The organism is Antrihabitans auranticaus (assembly GCF_016481275.1).
Taxonomy (GTDB): Bacteria; Actinomycetota; Actinomycetes; order Mycobacteriales; family Mycobacteriaceae; genus Antrihabitans.
In genome coordinates this window covers 538,085-557,035 of the sequence record NZ_JAEMNW010000001.1, presented here as the reverse complement: position 1 = coordinate 557,035, position 18,951 = coordinate 538,085, and the positions used below count along the sequence as shown (strand labels likewise).

Below are 18,951 nucleotides of genomic sequence, written 5' to 3'. Positions count from 1 at the left end.
TGGGCTTCTCTCCAAGGTGGCTGAACTGTTGGAGAAAGCATCGGTTGTCCCGCTTAGCGGGCGATTAACGATCGCTGACGCGCGCTCAGAGCCCGACCCATTCGGAGACGCCGTCCGCGAAGTGCTGTCGCTTCCAGATGGGAACTTCGTGTTTGATGCGCTCGACGAGTTCGGCGCACGCAGTGAAGGCCTCCGCGCGATGCGGCGACGCAACTGCGGCAACGACTGCAAGGTCACCCACGGTCAGCTTGCCGACCCGATGAACGGCGGCGACCGGAAGCCCGGTCGCTTCGGAAACCTCTGCGCAGATTTTCGTGAGGAACTTCTCCGCATCAGGGTGCGAGGAGTACTCGAGCAACGAAACCTCTTGACCACCATCATGATTGCGGACCACGCCGGTGAATACGACGACGGCGCCGTACTTGGGCCCGGCGACTGCGGCGTCCACGACTGCGGGATCCAATGGTTCCGACGAAATGCGTGCAATCACGGCGTGACCTCCTCGTGCGCGCCCCGTCCAGCGACCTGCTCGAGCAGGTGGTCGAGGATTGGTTCGAGAACGGCGAGTCCGTCCCGGACACCGCCGGTTGAGCCGGGCAGATTCACGACGACCGTGCGGCCGGCCAAACCTGCGACCCCGCGGCTCAGTGCTGCGTTCGGGAACTTCGCTGTGCCGCGTTGGCGAATCGCCTCGGCGACGCCCGGCAACTCGCGATCGAGGGCGGCGAGTGTCGCTTCGGGGGTCCGGTCGGTAGGGGAGGCGCCGGTGCCGCCGGTGCTGACAACCAATGCAGGCCCGCCGGTCAATGCATCTGCAAGGCCCTCGGCAATATCGGAGTCGGCATAGACGAGGGGTCCGCGCACCGAGAAACCTTGTCCTGTAAGCCATTCGGCGATTGCGGGACCGGTCGTGTCGGTCCTGGTGCCGCGCGCCGTGCCCGTCGAAGCGACCAGAACCACCGCCGAGCGTGGATCGAGTGGGGCCACGTCAGCCGTCGCACGCGTCCAATGTCCGCGCTTACCACCATCTTTGGTGAGGAGTCGCACTCCGTTCAGGGTTGCAGCCGGGTCGACCGCCTTCACCATGTCGTGCAACGTGAGGCCGGCGACGGCAACTGCGGTCAGTGCTTCCATCTCGACGCCTGTGGGACCCTTGGTCTTTGCGGTCGCTTCGATCGTGATCGTGGTCGCCGTGAACCCGAAGGTGACCTGCACCGACGACAGTGCGAGTTGGTGGCAGAGCGGAATCAGTTCCGACGTCTTCTTGGCCCCGCTGATGCCCGCGATGCGCGCGGTCGAGAGCACGTCCGCCTTGGGCATCCCGTCGGCCTGCACCAGCGCAACGACTTCGGCTGTCGTCTGCAACTCACCGGCCGCTACCGCGGTGCGCGCCGAGTCGGCTTTGGCGCTGACGTCGACCATCCGGGCGCGCCCTTCCCCGTCTACGTGCGACAGTTCGGTCATAGCGCCCACACCTTCACTTCGGATCCGGCGTCGACCGAAAGTACCTCCGCCGGAATGTCTATCAGGACATCGGCCCATGCCATGGCCGCGATCAGATGCGATCCGGGACCCGAAACCACCTCGACCTTGTCGCCCAACCGGCGGCCACGCAGAAACTGCCGTTTGGCAACCGATGTCACCGGATGCGACAGCACAAGTTCTTCGGCAACGATCGGCGGCAGGCCGGCGCAGCGGCGCAGAATCGGCCGGGCAAAGACCTCGAACGACACGAGCGTGCTGACCGGGTTGCCCGGAAAACTGAGGACGGGAATGCCGTCGACGACGGTCGAGCCCTGCGGCCCGCCGGGTTGCATTGCGACATGGCCGAATTCGCCGCCGAGGGGAACCAGCACATCCTTGACGACCTCGAAATCGCCCATCGACACACCGCCGGACGTGACGACGAGGTCGGCGGATTCGGTTGCGGCGTCGAGCAACTTGCGAAATTCGGCGGGGTCGTCGCTGCTGTGCCCGACCGAAACGACCTCGACACCGTTCGCTTCGAGACTCGTAGCGAGGGCGATGCCGTTCGAGTCGTAGATCTGGCCGGGGCCCAATGTGTTTCCGGCGGGAATCAGCTCGGTGCCCGTCGTGATGACGGCTGCGCGCACCCGGCGCCGGACCGTCACCGTCTGGATGCCGACCGCTGCGAACACTGCGATGTGGCGAGGCGCAAGCAACGCACCCGCGGGAAGTAGTAGTGAACCGGCACCGACATCGGTTCCTGGTTCCCGGACGAACTCGCCTGCGACCCGCCCACGCCGGATGACGACCGTGTCGCCATCGGCCGCGGTGTCCTCCACCGGAACGACGCAGTCCGCACCAGGTGGCATCGGCGCACCGGTCATGATTCGGGTCGCGGTACCAGGCACGTGCGCGCCGAGTCCGGCGTCGCCCGCCGCGATCGTGGCGCGAACGGTGAGCCGTGCGGGAACCTCGACCACCGACGCTGCGTCGACAGCGAAGCCGTCCATCTGCGAGTTGCGAAACAGCGGTAAGTCGAGCGGCGACGTCACGTCGGCCGCCAGCAGCCGGCCTATCGCGGACCGGAGTGGCACGTCCTCCGTCGGCAGCTGTTCGAGCGGACGTAGCAGTCGAGTGATGTGGCTCGCGTACTCGGCCACTGTTCGACGGGTCATGGGAAAAAGGCTACGCACCTGTGCGCGGTTGGAACCTCCAGGGACTCGCTAAACGCGCACAGGCGGCGCAGCCGCCATAATGAAGGTATGACAGTGATCGGCATGGGCATCCCCACGGTGCGCCGTGGTGCCGTGCCGTCATTGGACGGGCGCCCGGAGGTGCCCTACCTCCTCGACAAATTCGGCCGGGTCGCCAAGGACTTGCGTGTGTCGATTACCGAAAAATGCTCGTTGCGCTGCACGTATTGCATGCCGGAAGAAGGCTTGCCCGCGATTCCCCAGGACCAGCTGTTGACGTCGTCGGAAATCGTTCGGCTGGTCGGGATCGCTGTGCACCGGCTCGGCGTCACGGAGATCCGCTTCACCGGCGGCGAGCCCCTCATGCGCCGCGACCTCGAAGAAATGATCGCGGGCTGCACACGCGCGGTGCCGGGAATCCCGCTGTCGATGACGACCAACGCGGTCGGCCTCGAACATCGGGCCGCGGGACTGGCCGAAGCCGGCCTCAGCCGCGTCAACGTGTCGCTCGATTCCGTCGACCGTGCCGAGTTCGCTCAGCTGACCCGCAGGGACAGGCTCCCTTCGGTGCTGCGGGGCATCCGCGCGGCCAGGGCGGCCGGAATGTCCCCGCTCAAAGTCAACGCGGTGCTGATGCCGCAGACGCTCGCAGGCGCCGTCGACCTCCTGGCGTGGTGCCTGGCCGAAGAGTGCGAGCTCCGGTTCATCGAAGAGATGCCGCTGGACGCCGATCAGGAGTGGGCGCGCAACAACATGGTCACCGCGGCACAGTTGCTCGACGTGCTTGGCACCCGATTCGACCTTGCCGAAGTCGGCCGTGACGATCCGTCGTCGCCTGCGGAAGAGTGGCTCGTCGACGGCGGACCCGCGACTGTCGGGATCATCGCCTCGGTCACCCGATCCTTCTGCAGCGACTGCGACCGCACCAGGCTGACCGCCGACGGCACGATCCGCTCGTGCCTGTTCAGCGACCACGAAGTCGATCTGCGTTCGGCACTTCGGCTCGGCGCATCCGACGAAGAGATCGCACAGCTCTGGCGCGGCGCGATGTGGAACAAATGGGCGGGCCACGGCATCAACGCGGACGGATTCGTGCCCCCTGAGCGCAGCATGGGAGCAATAGGTGGCTGACGACCTGCGCGCGCTAGAGGTGCGCTACTTCGCTGCCGCGGCCGACGCCGCCGGCTGCGTCAAGGAAGTGCTCGAAGTTCCTGAAAGTGCGACGGTCGCGGACGTGACGAGAGTGCTGAGCGCGCGCCACGGCGCCGGCATGGATCGCGTGCTCAAGGTCGCGGCCTACCTTGTCGGCGACGATCTGACCCGCGACGAGAGCTATCCGGTCGGTGCCCGGATCGACGTCCTGCCGCCGTTTGCAGGCGGCTGACCGTCGTACCGAAACATCCACGGCGCCAACATTTTGTTTCTGATCAGCGCAAAGGGTCGAGCTCTCCGGCGTAATGTCCGAGATCCGAGTACCGGATCGAAGGGCCACTCATGTCGACGAAGACATTTCGATTCAGAGAGTTCGAAGAGGCCGTTTATCACCTCGAGCGCGCGACGAGCCCGTGGAACATACAGTTCGAAGTCGGTGCGACGGGTTCGCTCGATCTCGACCGGCTCGATTCGGCCACCTCGGCCGCCGCGGCCCGCCATCCACTCGCTCGCGCGCGCCTGCAGGACTGGGGACGGCTCGACAGTTCTTACGAATGGCTCGTCCCGGACACGGTCGACCTGGATCCGGTCAGTGCGGTCGATTGTCCCGACGACGAGCGTCTCGCCGAGATCCGCACCAATCTGCTGAGTGCGCCCATCCCGTTGAGCCTTTCGCCGTCGTTCCGGGTCGTGCTTGCGCGGCGAGACAGCGGCGACACGGTGTTGTTCAGCTTCAGCAATGTTGCTTTCGACAGCATCGCCGCGTATCGGTTCGTTCAGTCGGTCGCGAATTTCTATCGGGGCGTGGAGGATCCTGCTGATTCGCTGGCCATCGAGGACGCGCGTGCGCTCGAGCGTCATCTTTCGGCGACGGATTGGCGCGAGTGGACCACCCGTGCTCTGCGCAGTGCGTCCCGGCTGGCCGACGGCCTGCGGGGGCCTTCTCGCGTTGCGGCGCAAGGGGAGTCGGAGCGGCCGGGCTGCCGCGTCGTCACCCGCCAATTGAGCGCCGAGCAGACGGAGCGATTGCAGGCGAACCGACCAGATCGGGCAACGTTGAACGACGTGCTCATCGCAGCACTGCACGTGACGATCGATCGCTGGAATACCGCCCACGGCAAGGAATCCGGGCGGATCTCCGTGATGGCGCCGGTGAATACGCGCCCGAGTGACTGGTTCTGGGACGGCGTCGGCAACTACACGTCGATGTCCTCGATCTCGACCGATGCGCGCGATCGCAAGGACCTCGCGATGGCGACCGCGGCGGTCGCGGTACAGACCGAACCGGTCCGTCGTGCGCAGGAGGCGGCCGGATTGTTCGACCTCGTGAACATCGGAAATCGCGTGCCGGTGAGTCTGAAACGGGCGCTGCCGTCGCTGTTGCCACTGACCGGGAATCGACTGGTCGACAGTTCGGTGCTGTCGAACCTCGGCCGGATCCCGGTTGCACCGTACTTCGACGGCGAGGGTCCAACGGAGATCTACCATTCACCACCCGCCGCGTTGCCGATCGGCGTCAGCGTCGGCGCGGTGACGGTCGCGGGGTCGTTGCACCTCGCCGTGCGATTCCTGTTCGAGCAGTTCGACGCCGAGGCTGCGGAGGAATTCACAGACCTCCTGCTGGACCAGCTCGGTGCCGTCGCAAACAAGCCGGCGGCAACGCAGAGCCGACCGGAGTTGACGGTGTCGGCACCGATCCAAGCGGAGTATCGGGTAGCCATCGTGGGTGGCGGGTTTGCGGGCCTGTGCGCCGCGATCAAGCTGAAGGAAGCGGGCGTCAACAAGTTCGTTCTGTTCGAGAAGGCCGACGAGATCGGTGGCACGTGGCGCGACAACGTCTACCCGGGTTGCGCCTGCGATGTGCCGTCGCACCTGTATTCGTTCTCCTTCGAACCGAATCCGAACTGGTCCCGCATGTTCGCGCCGCAAGCCGAAATCTGGGAGTACCAAAGGCATTGCGCCGACAAGTATCAGCTGCGGCCGCACCTGCGGCTCGGCGCCGAGGTCGTTCGAATCGAATGGGACGATGCGCGCCAGTACTGGCGCGTCACCACCCGCGACGGGCAGGTCACCACCGCGAAGGCGGTGATCTCCGCGGTCGGCGCCCTGAGCATCCCCGCGTATCCGAAGCTCGAGGGTGTCGAGCGGTTTGCGGGCAACGCTTTTCACTCGGCGCGCTGGGACCACGACTACGACTTCGAGGGTAAGACGGTCGCGGTGGTCGGGACCGGCGCGTCAGCGATCCAGTTCGTGCCGCAGATTGCACCGAAGGTCAAGCAGCTCAATCTTTACCAGCGGACGCCGCCCTGGGTCATGTCCAAGCCCGACCGAAAGATGAGCAAGCTGGAGCAGAAGATTCTGTCGGCGGTCCCGCTCGCGCAACGCGTCGCACGTAGTGGCATCTATGTGTGGATGGAAGCGCGCGTGCTCGGTCTTGCGGTCGATCCGCGCGCGATGAAACTGGCGGAAGTCTTTGCCAGGCGCTACATCGACAGCTCGATCGACGATCCGGAGCTGCGCAAGAAAGTGACGCCCGACTACACGCTCGGCTGCAAGCGCATTCTGATGTCGGACGAGTACTACCCAGCGCTCAACCGCGACAACGTCGAGGTGATCACGGACGGAATCGCCGAAGTCACCGAGCACGGCATCGTTACCGACGACGGAATCGAGCGGCACGCCGACGCCATCATCTACGGCACCGGTTTCCATGTGTCGGACCCGATCGGTCCGATGCAGGTGGTCGGCAAGGGTGGCGTGGAGATCCGCGATTCGTGGAAGGACACGGGGATGGAGGCCTACCTCGGCGTCTCCGTCAACGGCTTCCCCAACTTCTTCCTGCTTCTCGGACCGAACACCGGGCTAGGGCACACGTCGATCATCTTCATGATCGAGTCGCAGGTGAACTATGCGCTGCAGGGCATTTCGATGCTCGGCGAAGACGGACTCGATTCGCTGGACGTCAAACCCGAAGCGCAGCGCGAATTCAACGATGCATTGCAGGAACGTCTCGACGACGCAGTCTGGTCGGCGGGTGGCTGCAAGAGCTGGTATCTCGACGAATTCGGGAAGAACCGCACGTTGTGGCCCAGCTTCACGTTCGAGTACTGGTACAAGACGCGAAACTTCGAGCCGGAGCTCTATTCACACAGCTGAATGCCTGTGCGCGAGGCCCCTATCGCCACCAGTCGTCGAGCGGTGTCACCGGCACCGTGCGCTTGTGCCGCGTGGCCAGGAAGATCGATTCGACCTTCGACGACACGTCCTCGCCGACCTCCTTGCCCTCGAGGTAGTCGTCGATCTGGCTGTACTTCAGGCCCAGTGCTTCCTCGTCGGGCAGGGCGGGCCGGTCGTCTTCGAGATCCGCGGTCGGGACTTTCGCCCATACGCTCGGTGGAGCGCCAAGCTCTTGCAGCAGCGCCGCACCCTGGCGCTTGGTGAGGCCGGTCAGAGGAGTGATGTCGACGCCGCCGTCGCCGTACTTCGTGAAGAATCCGGTCACAGCTTCGGCGGCGTGGTCCGTACCGACGACGAGCATGTTGAGCTGGCCTGCGAGCGCGTACTGCACGACCATGCGCTCGCGGGCTTTGATGTTGCCGCGCACGAAGTCTCGCAGTTCGCCGTCGCCCAAGCCCTTGGCGGCTTCGGACGCTGTCGCGTCAGCGCCGGGCTTCACGTTCACCACGACGGTGCGGTCCGGCTGAATGAATTGCAGTGCGATCTGGGCGTCCTCCTCGTCGGCCTGCGTTCCGTATGGCAGTCGTACCGCGACGAATTCGGCCTGCCGACCCTCGTCGCACAGTTCGGCGACGGCAAGCTGGCTGAGCTTGCCGGTGAGTGTGCTGTCTTGCCCACCGCTGATGCCGAGGACGAACCCACCTGCCGGCGTCGACTGGAGGTAGTCCTTCAGGAAGTCGACCCGGCGCCGGATCTCCGCCTTCGGGTCGATAGTCGGCTGGACACCCAGCTCGGCAATGATCTGCTCGCGTAGATTCGCCATGTCTGCAACTCTAGCCAGTGACCTGGAGGCATGCGTGGTGAGCACGTTCCACAAATCGCGACCCGGTGCCCACCCCGATTTCTTTGCCGCAGAGGCAGCAGGGTTGCGGTGGCTCGGCTCGGCGGGTGCCCCCGTCGTGCGTGTACTCGGTGCAGGTCGCGACTACATCGACTTGGCACGGCTCGAGTCGGCGCGTCCGACCGCTGCCGCTGCACGATCACTCGGTGCGGCGCTCGCTCGCATGCACGACGCCGGCGTCGACGGTGGGGGATTCGGTTGTCCGCCTGCCGGTTTCGACGGCCAACTGTTCATCGGAAGTCGCCCGATGAGCAGCGTCGAGCACGACGGCTGGGGCGAGTTCTACGTGGTCGAGCGGGTGCTGCCGTTCCTTCGCATCGCCGTCGACGCGCACAGCGTCGTGCCGCAGCAACTTCGAGACATCGAGCGCGCGTGTGACGTCGTCGCCGGTGGCGCATTCGACGACGGCGCGGCGCCCGCTCGCATCCACGGTGACCTGTGGAACGGCAACGTCATGTGGACGGACGGCGGCGCGGTACTCATCGATCCGGCAGCGCACGGTGGCCATCGGGAGACCGACCTGGCGATGCTCGCATTATTCGGCTGCCCGCATCTGGACGTCGTCGTCGACGGGTATCAGGAGGTTCGACCATTACGCGACGGTTGGCGCGCGCGGGTCGATCTCCACCAATTGCATCCACTCGCGGTGCACGCAGCTGGCTACGGCCCCGGGTATGGCCGGGCGCTGCACGACGCTGCGTTGGCGGTGTTGCGGTCGATGTGAGTGGGGATCAATGTGAAGCGACGGCGACGCGCTGACCGGTCCGCAACGATTCGACGCCCGCGGTGCAGACGGCCGCAGCCATGTAGCCGTCCCATGCGCCCGGTCCATCGACGTTGCGGCCCGCGCGCACCGCATCGATCCAGCTCTGCAATTCGGCGTCGTATGCCTGCACGAAATGCTCGAGAAAGTCCGCACTCCGGCGGCCGAATCCTGCCGTCGCACTGCCGGATTCGCCGATCACCTCCGCGCGGACCTCGTAGCTGCGGCCCGACGTGACGAACAATTCGACATCGACGATCCTGCCGTTGGCTGTTTCCAGAATGACCAACTGGGGATCTTGCAGTCCTGCGGGCGCACTCGGGTTCGGGGTTGGGCGCAACACGGTCACTGCCGTAACCTCTTCACCGAGCAGGAACCGCGTCGCGTCGACTTCGTGAACAAGGCAATCCTTGATCAGCATCTCGCTGTCGAAATAGGTTGGTACCGAGGGATTTCGATGGGCACAGTGGATGAGCAGCGGAGTGCCGAGATCGCCGGCGGCGATGAGCTTGTGCAGTTGGACGTACTCGTCGTCGAACCTGCGCATGAAACCGACCTGCACGAGCGGCGTGCCGAGTGCGGACTCGCGCCGCACGACGTCCAGTGCAGTGGCCGCCGCGGTGGTCAGCGGTTTCTCGCACAGCACAGGCTTGTTCGCTGCGAGACAGGCAAGCACCTGTTCGTAGTGCGCAGGTGCGGGTGAGGCGAGCAGGACCGCATCGACATCCGGATCGGCGATCGCGCTGAAGGCGTCGGTCGCGACGCGTGCGCCCGAAATTTCGGTCGCGACCGTTTCTGCGCGGGCGAGGTCGGCGTCGTGGACTACCGTGACCGTTGCGCCGGAAGTTCGCTCGGCAAGGCGGTGGGCGTGGTCGGCGCCCATCCTGCCGACACCGATGACGGCGACTCGCACGGGGGACTGTGGGTGAGTGACGCTTTCGGTCAAGACTTTTCCAGTCTGGGACGTCGGGGTAGGGGCAACCTGGCATCGACCGGGGTGTCGGGCCACGTCTCCCGGATCCAGGCATGTGCCGGATCGTCGGTGATCTTCCACGCGCGGTCCGGCCCAGGACCGGCCATCACGTTGAGGTAGTACATGTCGTATCCCGGAGCCGCGATCGACGGCCCGTGATAGCCGTGCGGGACGAGAACGGTATCGCCGGTCCGTACCTCGGCCGTGACGTCGATCGGTCGAGCGTCCGTGCCGTACACGCGGTGGTAGCCGAATCCCGGTGTACCGGTAGCACTGTCGGCGATCTCGAAGTAGTAGATCTCCTCCAGCTCGGCCTCGTCGGCGCTGGTCTCGTCGTGCTTGTGGGGTGGGTACGACGACCAGTTGCCGCCGGGGGTGATCACCTCGCATGCGATGAGCGCGTCGGCGTCGAATGTCTCGGGCGTCGCGAAGTTGTGGACTTGCCGACTGCACGAACCACTTCCGCGCAATTCCACCGCGACGTCTTCGGCAGGGATATACCGGAAGGGCAACGCGCGATTGGCTCGCGCGCCCAGCAGTGCGAACCTGCCGCCCAATTCGGTGTCGATCGAGAATTCGGAATCGATTCCGACGTAGGCGAAATCAGTAGGTCCGTCGAACACGGACTTGCGGCCGCGCAACATGTACCGCTGGCGACCGCTGGAAACACTCGCAGCTCCGCGCAGGGGCACGACGATGATCTCGTCGGCCTCGGATTCGAGCGAAATACCCTCGTCCGCTGCGAGTTCGATGACCCACAAACTGGATTCGCGCCACCCCGCCGATTCCGGTGTGATCGACACGGTGCAGGTCCCGTCGGCGGTAGCGCCTGCCGGTAGGTAGTACTCGCTACTGAGCTTGTCGGCCGTCACGTATCAGCTCCTGACGATCTGGTGCCTGCACCTATCTTCTCGCGAGACTGCCATAAAGTTCGCATACCTGGCGAAGATCACCTGGTAACTCGACGGACGAGGTCCTCCCAGGAGTTGGAAACCTGTCCGAGGCTGACGCCGCGTTCCTTCGTCTGGTGCATCACCAATCCGGCGTCCAGCGCGCCGAGGAGGTAGTCCGCCAGGAGGTCGATGTTGCCCGCGATGTGTGCCTGACGCAGCAGCATCGCAACATGTGCATGGCTCAACATGTGTGCTGGGTGGCTGTACCGCAACTCCTGGGAAGCGTCGGCCGCTCGCCGGACCTCGCCCTCCACCTCGACCTGCGCGAGGCGCGCGAGGCCGAAGGCAACGATGCGCTCCACCGGATCCGCTCCCGGACCCAGCGGCGGCGGGCCGAACATGAAATCGTTCTGCAACTGGCGCTCGGTGTGGTCGAGGAGTGCGCGCATAAGTCCCGAGCGGCTGCCGAAGCGCCGGAAGACTGTGCCCTTGCCCACACCGGCTTTGGCCGCCACGGCGTCCATCGTCACGCAGTCCGGACCGCTTTCGGCGACAAGGGATTCGGCCGCATCCAGCAGCAACCGCCTGTTCCGGGCGGCGTCGGACCGCTCACCTGGTTCGTCCCCGAGAGTATGGAGCATTCGATCTGGCACGAAAAGGATTCTACTCGGCGGGAATGAAAGTGGACTACGGTCCGTTTAGGCTGGTATACCTGATGCAGAACATCCGAACCAAAGGAATTTCAGCCATGACCCAGTCCCGTGTACTTGCTCTCGTCGGAAGCCTTCGTTCAGGCGCCGTCAGCCGGCAGCTCGCCGATACCGCGAGCCATGTCGCGCCGGCCGGTACCGAGGTCGTCGTGTTCGAAGGTCTCGAAAACGTTCCGTTCTACAACCCCGATATCGACGACGCCGATGCGCCCATTCCTGCGGTCGAGGCACTGCGTTCGGCAGCCGGCGCTGCCGACGCGTTGCTGCTCGTGACGCCGGAGTACAACGGCACGATCCCGGCGGTTCTCAAGAACGCGATCGACTGGATCTCCCGCCCGTACGGCAACGGCGCGGTCGCAGGCAAGCCGGTTGCAGTGATCAGCAGCTCGCCCAGCCAGAACGGCGCGCAGTGGGCACACGCCGATACCCGCAAGGCGGTCGGCGTCGCGGGTGGTCGCGTTCTCGAAGACGTCTCCATCTCGGTCGGCGGTACCGGTGCGAAGTTCGGCGACAAGCATCCGCGCGAGAACGCCGAGGTTGCCGGTCAGATCGCGGGCATCGTCACCGAACTCGTCAGCGCGTCGCGGGGCGAACTGCTCTCTGCCTGACACGTGTTTCCGACCTCGGCCCCAGGGATTTTTGGGGCCGAGGTCGTTTCTGCGCAGCTGCCGATTTTCTGGAACAGTAGAGGTCCGGAAGGTTTCGAGGAGGCGACTGTGCCGGACGATGCGCGGGGTGGTGAGCCCGAGACCGAGGCTCAACGCCGGGATCGGATACTGAATCAGGTCCGGGTGTGGTGCGACACCGCGCACATCGAAGGTCGTCCGCTGGCGGAGCTGTCCGACGATGCCGCGGTGTTGATCGCAGCCGCATACCTCGACGAGCCGACGCAACAAATCCTCGCGAACCGGCGGCGCACGCATCGTTCGATCCCGTCGATCGGGGGTTTCGCGGGACTGCGCAGACTGGCCGACGAACGTCGTCGACTGGAAGAAAAGGCGGCGGCCCAGCGTGGCGGTGCAGTGCAAACCGTGTACAACCTGCGCGCGACCGATGCGGCAAAGCGGCTGCAGGGCTTGCGGAATGTTATCGTGACGTCGAGCGTTCACTACGCCAACACTCTGCGGACCATTCGCCGCGACCGGCGAGCGGGAATTCATCTGGATCCGTTGCAGCGCGAGCGCCTGTTCGAAGCGTTGCAGTACACGCCGACGCCCCTGCAGCTGACTCCGATCGATCAGGTCCGGCGCGTGGCCTTCGGCGCCGCAGCCGGAAGTATCGCGAAGCTCTCGGAGAACTTCCGAATCGGCGAACGCGGCAAGCGGGTAGCCGACTCGCTCGCAGGGCCGGCGACGACCGAGAACGGCAAGTTCGCCGACCGGTACGACACCTTGCTCTATCTCGCCGGTGCGTTGTTCGATCGCGTCGAAGGATCGTCGGTCTGGCAGTCGGACCACTTCGCTGTGCAGCGATCGCAACTCGATCTTGCCGACGAGTTGATCCAGATCGCCGTCGACACGGTTGCTCTGCGCGACATCGACTTCGAGCTGGAGGCGGTCCTCAGCGGCATCCTCCTCGAATCGGCCCGCAACCAGGTCGAGTCGAGGAAGGCTGCGCTCGTCCCGGTCTGGGACCAGTTGGTCGTCCGGGTCGCAGCGCTCGCGCGCATCGGTGATCTGCTCTCGAAGGCCGAGAGCCAATTGCGCTCGGTCGCCGCTGTGCAACAGACGATCAGCCTCGATGCACGGATCGACGACCTCATCGCCCGCTCGGGTAACCGCGAACTCTCCGCTGCGAATACACATTTCGTCGGCGATCAGTTCGACGGTGTCGATCAACTCCTCATGAGCTATCAGGCATTGCTGTACGACGACATCCTGGCGCTCACCGCGCGCGGCGCGACAGGCACGTAGAAGGTCATACCGTTTTGTCCGGAGTCGACGGATAATCGCACGATGCCCGAGACGTTGCCCCGCCGCGGATCGCGCGTGTTGCGCGATACCTACGGAAGTTCATCGGCAGAAGCGTTCATGATCATCGCGATCGCCACGATTCTGATTACGAGGGGCTACCTGCACCTCACCGGATACCCACAGGTCGGCGGCAAGACCCTGCATATCGCGCACGCGTTGTACGGCGGTGCGCTGATGATGCTCGCGTTGCTCATCGGGTGGACGTTCGTCGGGTTCGCCTCGCGGGTGTGGTGCGTTGTGCTCGGCGGCATCGGATTCGGTCTGTTCCTCGACGAGGTCGGCAAGTTCGTCACGAAGGACAACGATTACTTCTACGGTCCGTCCGCGGAGATGATGTACGTCCTTGTCGTGCTTCTCCTTGTTTTGCAGCGAATCGTGCGTGATATCCGGCCGCCGACCGCGGCCGAATGCCTCGCGAATTCCGCTGCGATCGCGGCCGAGGGCGTCGCCCACGGGCTACCTGAACACCGCAAGGAATGGGCTGTCGTACTTCTGCAGAGTGCGGCGACCCGAGGGGCCGATCCCGTTGCCGTCGAGCACATTCAGGGGTTGCTGGATCATGCGGCGCCGACGCCGGCGCGGCTGAAGAAGATGCAGGACTTTGCGCCGCGGCTGATTCCGAACTTTTTCCGCAGCCCGCGCTGGATTCCGATCGTCGGGTGGGCGATGGTCTTTTTCGCGTTCTTCGGTCTGGTGTTCGGCGCGGTCGGCGTCGCACTCGGCGGGTGGTTCTACGAGGACGAGCATGTGACCCTGGAACTTGCCGGCGTCAGCGTTGCGACCGTTCTGTTGCTGATCAGCGCCGGGCTCACCTTCCTGCTGGCGTTCCCGGCGATGATCGCGTTGCGCCGCACCGACAACCTCTGGCCCCTGAAGTGGTTGCGCAATGCGGCGCTGATCTTCACGATGCTCAACGCACTCGTCGACTTCGCCACCGAAGGCTTTGCCGCACTGTTCAACCTCGGTGTCGGCCTGTTCACGTTGGCGATCCTGACCTACCAGGTCAATGCGCGGGGTGCTCAGAAAGTGGCCGATCGAGTTGCGGCGATGGCGTAAGTTCTTGCGTGAATGGGAATGATTGTCGTTTTCATATAGAGTGGAGTAATGAAGGTAAGGAACTCGTTGCGCTCACTCAAAGACAAGCCCGGCGCGCAGATCGTGCGGCGGCGTGGCAAGACCTACGTCATCAACAAGAAGGAACCCAGGTTCAAGGCGCGCCAGGGCTGACGGGGTGGGGTTGGTGTCAAGCGCTGGCCGAGTGGGCTCTGGTGGACGAGATTTGGCGAGGTTTCCGCCGTGGGAGCCCGTTGGTGGTGACACGCCGGGCGCCGCGCCGGTTCGCGTGGCGAACGGGCTGTTGCGGGGGCGTATTGCGAGTGGCGGCCGCGGCAAGAGCCTGGGTGGGTGCGGGGTTGGTGGGCGCGGTCGGTGAATGTCGGCCGAGTGGGCTCTGGTGGACGAGATTTGGGAGGTTCCGCCGTGGGAGCCCGTTGGTGGTGACACACCGGGCGCCGCGCCGGTTCGCGTGGCGAACGGGCTGTTGCGGGGGCGTATCGCGAGTAGCGGCCGCGGCAAGACTCTGGTGGGCGGGATTGGGCGAGGTTTCCGCCGTGGGAGCCCGTTGGTGGCGACACGCCGGGCGCCGCGCCGGTTGGCATGGCGAACGGGCTGTTGCGGGGGCGTAACGCGAGTAGCGGCCACGACAAGAGCCTGGTGGGCGCGGGGTTGGTGGCGACACGCCGGCCGCCGCGCACCCTCACCCCCGAAGTTCCTCGCGTAGTTCCCGGATTCGCCGGCGACTGTCGGGATCGTCGACGTCGATGGCGTCAGCCGCAGCCAGGAAATCCTCGCCCTCGCCGACCGCTCCTAGGCGAATTGCGTAGTCGGCCCGGGTAACCAGAGCCCGTAGTCGCGTCAGGTCCGATTCACCCTCGCTGCCGAGTGCGCCGTCGAGCACTCGTGCCGCGGTTTCGGCGTCGCCCTTCGAATCGCCCAGTAAGGTCGCCGCGACCAACGCCTTCTCCAGTCGCGTTCGCGGCGCGGGCGTCGACGGCCCATCGATCGGCTGTCCGACCCTGATCTGGTTGCCCGACGGATCGACGACGATGAACTGCCGGACTCCGTAACTCATGTCCTTGATCGGGTTGATGCGCGGCAAGCCGCGCGACGGTGCCTTGCCGATCGCCGCGCGCAGACCTGACCGGAACTCGTCGTAGAGCTGGTCCACCTGATCGGTGATGACGTAGCAGGTGTTGAAGGCAGTCGCCGGGTCGTGGGACCCGATGCCGTAGAACTGCAACTCGAACGTGCCCCGGGCGATGGCCGCGAAGGGATTGGGTCTTTTCTGAACGGCCGTCGCTTCGAAGCCGAGCGCGACATAGAAGTCGAGGATCTCGGCTATCGATCGGCACGGCAGGATCGGGATCATTTTCTCGGTCACGGTGGCTCCTCCTATTTTACGTACACCGTACGCCATAGGGGCACCGATGTGGAGCTGCGGAACTTGTCGGACCTCCCGGCTAGCGTCAGCACTGTCGGCACGTCTGCCAGCACGACACGCGGGATTTTGTGAACTGCGACACGCCGACAAAATGGCAACTTTCGGGTGCGCCAGGCGTTACCTGCAGGGAATTTCATAGATGTTGTTCGCAACATGTCGTGTTTCGCAAACATGTCGGACACTAGGTGTAGTGTCTTGGTTGCTGGGAGACCACAACGGAGTCGAACCGCCGAGGGGCTGCAGATGGGTCCAATTCGGAGCCGGGAGACGCCATCGCAGGTGTCGTTCAGCATCGAAAATTCTGGCAGCTGGGTACTAGTTCGAGGCCGTAGAGAGGGACATAAATGACCATCACCGTCTACACCAAGCCAGCGTGCGTGCAGTGCACCGCCACTTACCGCGCGCTCGACAAGGCGGGCATCGAGTACTCCGTCGTGGACATCTCCGTCGATGCCGATGCGCGTGACTACGTGATGGCGCTCGGCTACCTTCAGGCTCCCGTCGTCGTCACCGGCGACTCGCACTGGTCCGGCTTCCGTCCCGACCGGATCAAGTCGCTCGTCACAAGCGCGGCCTGACGCTTCAGGGCGGTGGGTATTCGATGCCTTCGTTGGTCTACTTTTCGAGTGCGTCCGAGAACACGCACCGATTCGTCGAGAAGCTAGGCACACCCGCCGCCCGGATACCGCTCCATGATCGGGAGAGCACTTTCCGGGTCGACGAGCCGTATGTACTGATCGTTCCGACCTACGGTGGCGGTGTTCACATCGCCGGCCGCGACGCCGGGCATGTTCCAAAGCAGGTCATCAAGTTTCTCAACAACGCGCACAACCGGTCGCTGCTGCGGGGAGTCATCGCCGCTGGCAACACTAACTTCGGCGACACGTATTGCTTTGCCGGAGATGTGATCTCGAAGAAATGTCAGGTGCCATACCTGTATCGCTTCGAACTCATGGGTACTGCTGAGGACGTAGAACGCGTCCGCGATGGATTGGAAGTCTTTTGGCACCGACAATTACGGACTCGATCACAACTGGGCGCATGAACCGCACGCCTCAGCGCGCCGCCGAATCGAGCGAAGAACTCGACTACCACGCCCTCAACGCGATGCTGAATCTCTACGGTGACGACGGGAAGATTCAGTTCGACAAAGACCGCGAAGCGGCCCACCAGTACTTCCGGCAGCACGTGAACCAGAACACCGTCTTCTTCCACAACATGGACGAGAAGCTGGATTACCTGATCAAGGAAAACTATTACGAGCGTGAGGTTCTCGATCAGTACACCCGTAATTTCGTCAAGAACCTGATCGACCACGCGTACTCGAAGAAGTTCCGTTTTCCGACGTTCCTCGGTGCGTTCAAGTACTACACCTCGTATACGTTGAAGACGTTCGACGGTAAGCGCTACCTGGAGCGGTTCGAGGACCGCGTCTGCATGGTTGCATTGACTCTTGCCGCCGGTGACGAGATTCTCGCGACCGAGCTCGTCGATGAAATCATCTCCGGCCGCTTCCAGCCGGCCACCCCGACCTTCCTCAATTCCGGCAAGAAGCAGCGCGGTGAACCCGTCTCGTGCTTCCTGCTGCGCATCGAAGACAACATGGAGTCGATCGGTCGCTCGATCAACTCGGCACTGCAGCTCTCGAAGCGTGGCGGCGGAGTCGCGTTGTTGCTGAGCAACATTCGTGAGCACGGGGCGCCGATCAAGAAGATCGAGAACCAGAGCTCCGGCGTCATTCCGATCATGAAGTTGCTCGAAGACTCGTTCTCCTATGCGAATCAGCTCGGTGCCCGTCAGGGCGCCGGTGCGGTGTACCTGCACGCGCACCACCCCGACATCTACCGGTTCCTCGACACGAAGCGCGAAAACGCCGACGAGAAGATCCGGATCAAGACGTTGTCGCTCGGCGTCGTCATCCCGGACATCACGTTCGAGCTGGCGAAAAAGAACGAGGACATGTACCTCTTCTCGCCGTACGACGTGGAGCGGATCTACGGAATCCCGTTCGCGGACATCAACGTCACCGAGAAGTACTACGAGATGGTCGACGATCGGCGCATCCGCAAGTCGAAGATCAAGGCGCGCGAGTTCTTCCAGACGATCGCGGAGCTGCAGTTCGAGTCCGGCTACCCGTACATCATGTACGAGGACACCGTGAACCGCGCCAACCCGATCGCAGGCAAGATCACGCACTCGAACCTGTGCTCGGAAATTCTGCAGGTGTCGACGCCGTCGATCTTCAACGACGATCTCTCGTACTCCCATGTGGGCAAAGACATCTCGTGCAACTTGGGTTCGCTCAACATTGCCAAGACGATGGATTCGCCTGATTTCGCGAAGACGATCGAGGTGTCGATCCGCGCGTTGACCGCGGTGTCCGATCAGACGCACATCTTCTCGGTGCCGTCGATCGAGCAGGGCAACAACGATTCGCATGCGATTGGCCTCGGCCAGATGAACCTGCACGGTTACCTGGCTCGTGAGCGGGTGCTCTACGGTTCCGAAGAAGGCATCGACTTCACCAACATCTACTTCTACACGGTGCTCTACCACGCACTCCGCGCGTCGAATCTCATTGCGCAGGAACGCGGTAGTTACTTCAAGGGCTTCCCGGACTCGAAGTATGCGTCGGGGGAGTTCTTCGACAAGTACACCGATCAGGTGTGGGCGCCGACCACCGAGGCTGCAGCGCGGCTGTTCTCCGACGCCGGTGTCCACATCCCGTCGCAGGACGACTGGCGCGAGTTGAAGGCGTTGGTTCAGGAACACGGCATCTACAACCAGAATCTGCAGGCGGTGCCGCCGACCGGCTCGATCTCCTACATCAACTACTCGACGTCATCGATCCACCCGGTTGCGTCGAAGATCGAGATCCGCAAGGAAGGCAAGATCGGGCGCGTCTACTACCCGGCGCCGTACCTCACCAACGACAACCTGGACTACTACCAGGACGCGTACGAGATCGGCTACGAGAAGATCATCGACACCTACGCGGCCGCGACCCAACATGTGGACCAGGGCCTCTCGTTGACCCTGTTCTTCAAGGACACAGCAACGACTCGCGATATCAACAAGGCGCAGATCTATGCGTGGCGCAAGGGCATCAAGACGCTGTACTACATCCGGCTCCGCCAAATGGCTTTGGAGGGAACCGAAGTCGAGGGCTGCGTCTCCTGCATGCTGTAGTGGGGTAGACGCGTTCCACAACGCAGAGCGGCGATCGATCCACCCATTGCGCTAAACGTG

The 18,951-nt window shown here is 63.9% G+C and carries 19 protein-coding genes; 11 read left to right on the top strand and 8 right to left on the bottom strand.

Annotated elements, in window-relative coordinates; genetic code table 11:
• Window positions 1–85 precede the first annotated feature (85 nt).
• Genes JGU72_RS02335 through JGU72_RS02325 form a run of 3 tightly spaced genes read right to left on the bottom strand, consistent with a single transcriptional unit; the run spans window position 86 to window position 2,642 of the window.
• Entirely contained in the window at window positions 86–490 is a 405-nt protein-coding gene (locus tag JGU72_RS02335; RefSeq protein WP_199682130.1) for a molybdenum cofactor biosynthesis protein MoaE, read from the bottom strand.
• The gene (gene moaCB / locus JGU72_RS02330; RefSeq protein ID WP_199682129.1) at window positions 487–1,464 is read right to left on the bottom strand and encodes a bifunctional molybdenum cofactor biosynthesis protein MoaC/MoaB; all 978 of its coding nucleotides are present in this window, start codon (window positions 1,462–1,464) and stop codon (window positions 487–489) included. Before moaCB ends, JGU72_RS02335 begins: the two co-directional genes overlap by 4 nt.
• Window positions 1,461–2,642, bottom strand: a complete 1,182-nt coding sequence (locus JGU72_RS02325; protein WP_199682128.1) for a molybdopterin molybdotransferase MoeA — start codon at window positions 2,640–2,642, stop codon at window positions 1,461–1,463. Before JGU72_RS02325 ends, moaCB begins: the two co-directional genes overlap by 4 nt.
• Window positions 2,643–2,729: 87 nt before the next feature.
• Between JGU72_RS02325 and moaA the strand changes: the two genes are divergently transcribed.
• The 3 genes from moaA (at window position 2,730) to JGU72_RS02310 (ending at window position 6,968) form a co-directional block, all read left to right on the top strand.
• Window positions 2,730–3,791: a GTP 3',8-cyclase MoaA gene (gene moaA / locus JGU72_RS02320; protein WP_199682127.1), complete on the top strand. Its 1,062-nt coding sequence runs from the start codon at window positions 2,730–2,732 to the stop codon at window positions 3,789–3,791.
• Window positions 3,784–4,044, top strand: coding sequence for a MoaD/ThiS family protein (locus tag JGU72_RS02315; RefSeq protein ID WP_307828267.1), 261 nt, complete (start codon window positions 3,784–3,786; stop codon window positions 4,042–4,044). Before moaA ends, JGU72_RS02315 begins: the two co-directional genes overlap by 8 nt.
• A gap of 110 nt (window positions 4,045–4,154) precedes the next feature.
• Window positions 4,155–6,968 (top strand): NAD(P)-binding domain-containing protein, encoded by a 2,814-nt coding sequence (locus JGU72_RS02310; protein WP_233531038.1) that lies wholly within the window; start codon window positions 4,155–4,157, stop codon window positions 6,966–6,968.
• 19 nt (window positions 6,969–6,987) lie between these two features.
• Here the strand turns inward: JGU72_RS02310 and nadE are convergent, their stop codons facing one another.
• Window positions 6,988–7,812, bottom strand: a complete 825-nt coding sequence (gene nadE / locus JGU72_RS02305) for an ammonia-dependent NAD(+) synthetase (RefSeq protein WP_199682126.1) — start codon at window positions 7,810–7,812, stop codon at window positions 6,988–6,990.
• Here nadE and JGU72_RS02300 point away from each other — a divergent pair.
• A complete protein-coding gene (locus JGU72_RS02300) occupies window positions 7,811–8,614 on the top strand; it encodes a fructosamine kinase family protein (protein WP_199682125.1) in 804 nt (267 codons plus the stop codon). The two genes, nadE and JGU72_RS02300, sit on opposite strands and share 2 nt — an antisense overlap.
• A gap of 7 nt (window positions 8,615–8,621) precedes the next feature.
• On the opposite strand, the gene JGU72_RS02295 is transcribed toward JGU72_RS02300, so the two are convergent.
• From JGU72_RS02295 to JGU72_RS02285, 3 genes are all read right to left on the bottom strand, one after another.
• Window positions 8,622–9,599 carry a Gfo/Idh/MocA family protein gene (locus JGU72_RS02295; protein ID WP_267909131.1) on the bottom strand — a complete coding sequence of 326 codons (978 nt, stop codon included), beginning with the start codon at window positions 9,597–9,599 and terminating at the stop codon, window positions 8,622–8,624.
• The gene (gene iolB, locus JGU72_RS02290; RefSeq protein WP_199682124.1) at window positions 9,596–10,498 is read right to left on the bottom strand and encodes a 5-deoxy-glucuronate isomerase; all 903 of its coding nucleotides are present in this window, start codon (window positions 10,496–10,498) and stop codon (window positions 9,596–9,598) included. Before iolB ends, JGU72_RS02295 begins: the two co-directional genes overlap by 4 nt.
• A gap of 77 nt (window positions 10,499–10,575) precedes the next feature.
• Window positions 10,576–11,172 carry a TetR/AcrR family transcriptional regulator gene (locus JGU72_RS02285; protein WP_307828266.1) on the bottom strand — a complete coding sequence of 199 codons (597 nt, stop codon included), beginning with the start codon at window positions 11,170–11,172 and terminating at the stop codon, window positions 10,576–10,578.
• A 95-nt stretch (window positions 11,173–11,267) separates the two neighbouring features.
• Here JGU72_RS02285 and JGU72_RS02280 point away from each other — a divergent pair, with 95 nt between their 5' ends.
• The 4 genes from JGU72_RS02280 to ykgO all read left to right on the top strand — a co-directional run bounded on the left by JGU72_RS02280 (window position 11,268) and on the right by ykgO (window position 14,429).
• Window positions 11,268–11,837 carry an NAD(P)H-dependent oxidoreductase gene (locus tag JGU72_RS02280; RefSeq protein WP_199682123.1) on the top strand — a complete coding sequence of 190 codons (570 nt, stop codon included), beginning with the start codon at window positions 11,268–11,270 and terminating at the stop codon, window positions 11,835–11,837.
• Between the two features lie 108 nt (window positions 11,838–11,945).
• A complete protein-coding gene (locus JGU72_RS02275; RefSeq protein ID WP_199682122.1) occupies window positions 11,946–13,142 on the top strand; it encodes a hypothetical protein in 1,197 nt (398 codons plus the stop codon).
• A 42-nt stretch (window positions 13,143–13,184) separates the two neighbouring features.
• Window positions 13,185–14,258 (top strand): hypothetical protein, encoded by a 1,074-nt coding sequence (locus tag JGU72_RS02270; RefSeq protein WP_199682121.1) that lies wholly within the window; start codon window positions 13,185–13,187, stop codon window positions 14,256–14,258.
• 48 nt (window positions 14,259–14,306) lie between these two features.
• Complete coding sequence (ykgO, locus tag JGU72_RS02265) at window positions 14,307–14,429, top strand: type B 50S ribosomal protein L36 (RefSeq protein ID WP_199682120.1); 123 nt, start codon at window positions 14,307–14,309, stop codon at window positions 14,427–14,429.
• A 529-nt stretch (window positions 14,430–14,958) separates the two neighbouring features.
• On the opposite strand, the gene JGU72_RS02260 is transcribed toward ykgO, so the two are convergent.
• Entirely contained in the window at window positions 14,959–15,642 is a 684-nt protein-coding gene (locus JGU72_RS02260; protein WP_199682119.1) for a bleomycin resistance protein, read from the bottom strand.
• Between the two features lie 404 nt (window positions 15,643–16,046).
• On the opposite strand from JGU72_RS02260, the gene nrdH reads away from it, so the two are divergent.
• Genes nrdH through nrdE form a run of 3 tightly spaced genes read left to right on the top strand, consistent with a single transcriptional unit; the run spans window position 16,047 to window position 18,891 of the window.
• Window positions 16,047–16,280, top strand: coding sequence for a glutaredoxin-like protein NrdH (gene nrdH, locus JGU72_RS02255; RefSeq protein ID WP_199682118.1), 234 nt, complete (start codon window positions 16,047–16,049; stop codon window positions 16,278–16,280).
• Window positions 16,281–16,303: 23 nt separating this feature from the next.
• Window positions 16,304–16,747 (top strand): class Ib ribonucleoside-diphosphate reductase assembly flavoprotein NrdI, encoded by a 444-nt coding sequence (nrdI, locus tag JGU72_RS02250; RefSeq protein WP_199682117.1) that lies wholly within the window; start codon window positions 16,304–16,306, stop codon window positions 16,745–16,747.
• Window positions 16,744–18,891 carry a class 1b ribonucleoside-diphosphate reductase subunit alpha gene (gene nrdE / locus JGU72_RS02245; protein WP_199682116.1) on the top strand — a complete coding sequence of 716 codons (2,148 nt, stop codon included), beginning with the start codon at window positions 16,744–16,746 and terminating at the stop codon, window positions 18,889–18,891. The genes nrdI and nrdE overlap by 4 nt, the downstream gene beginning before the upstream one ends.
• The last annotated feature ends 60 nt before the right edge of the window (window positions 18,892–18,951 follow it).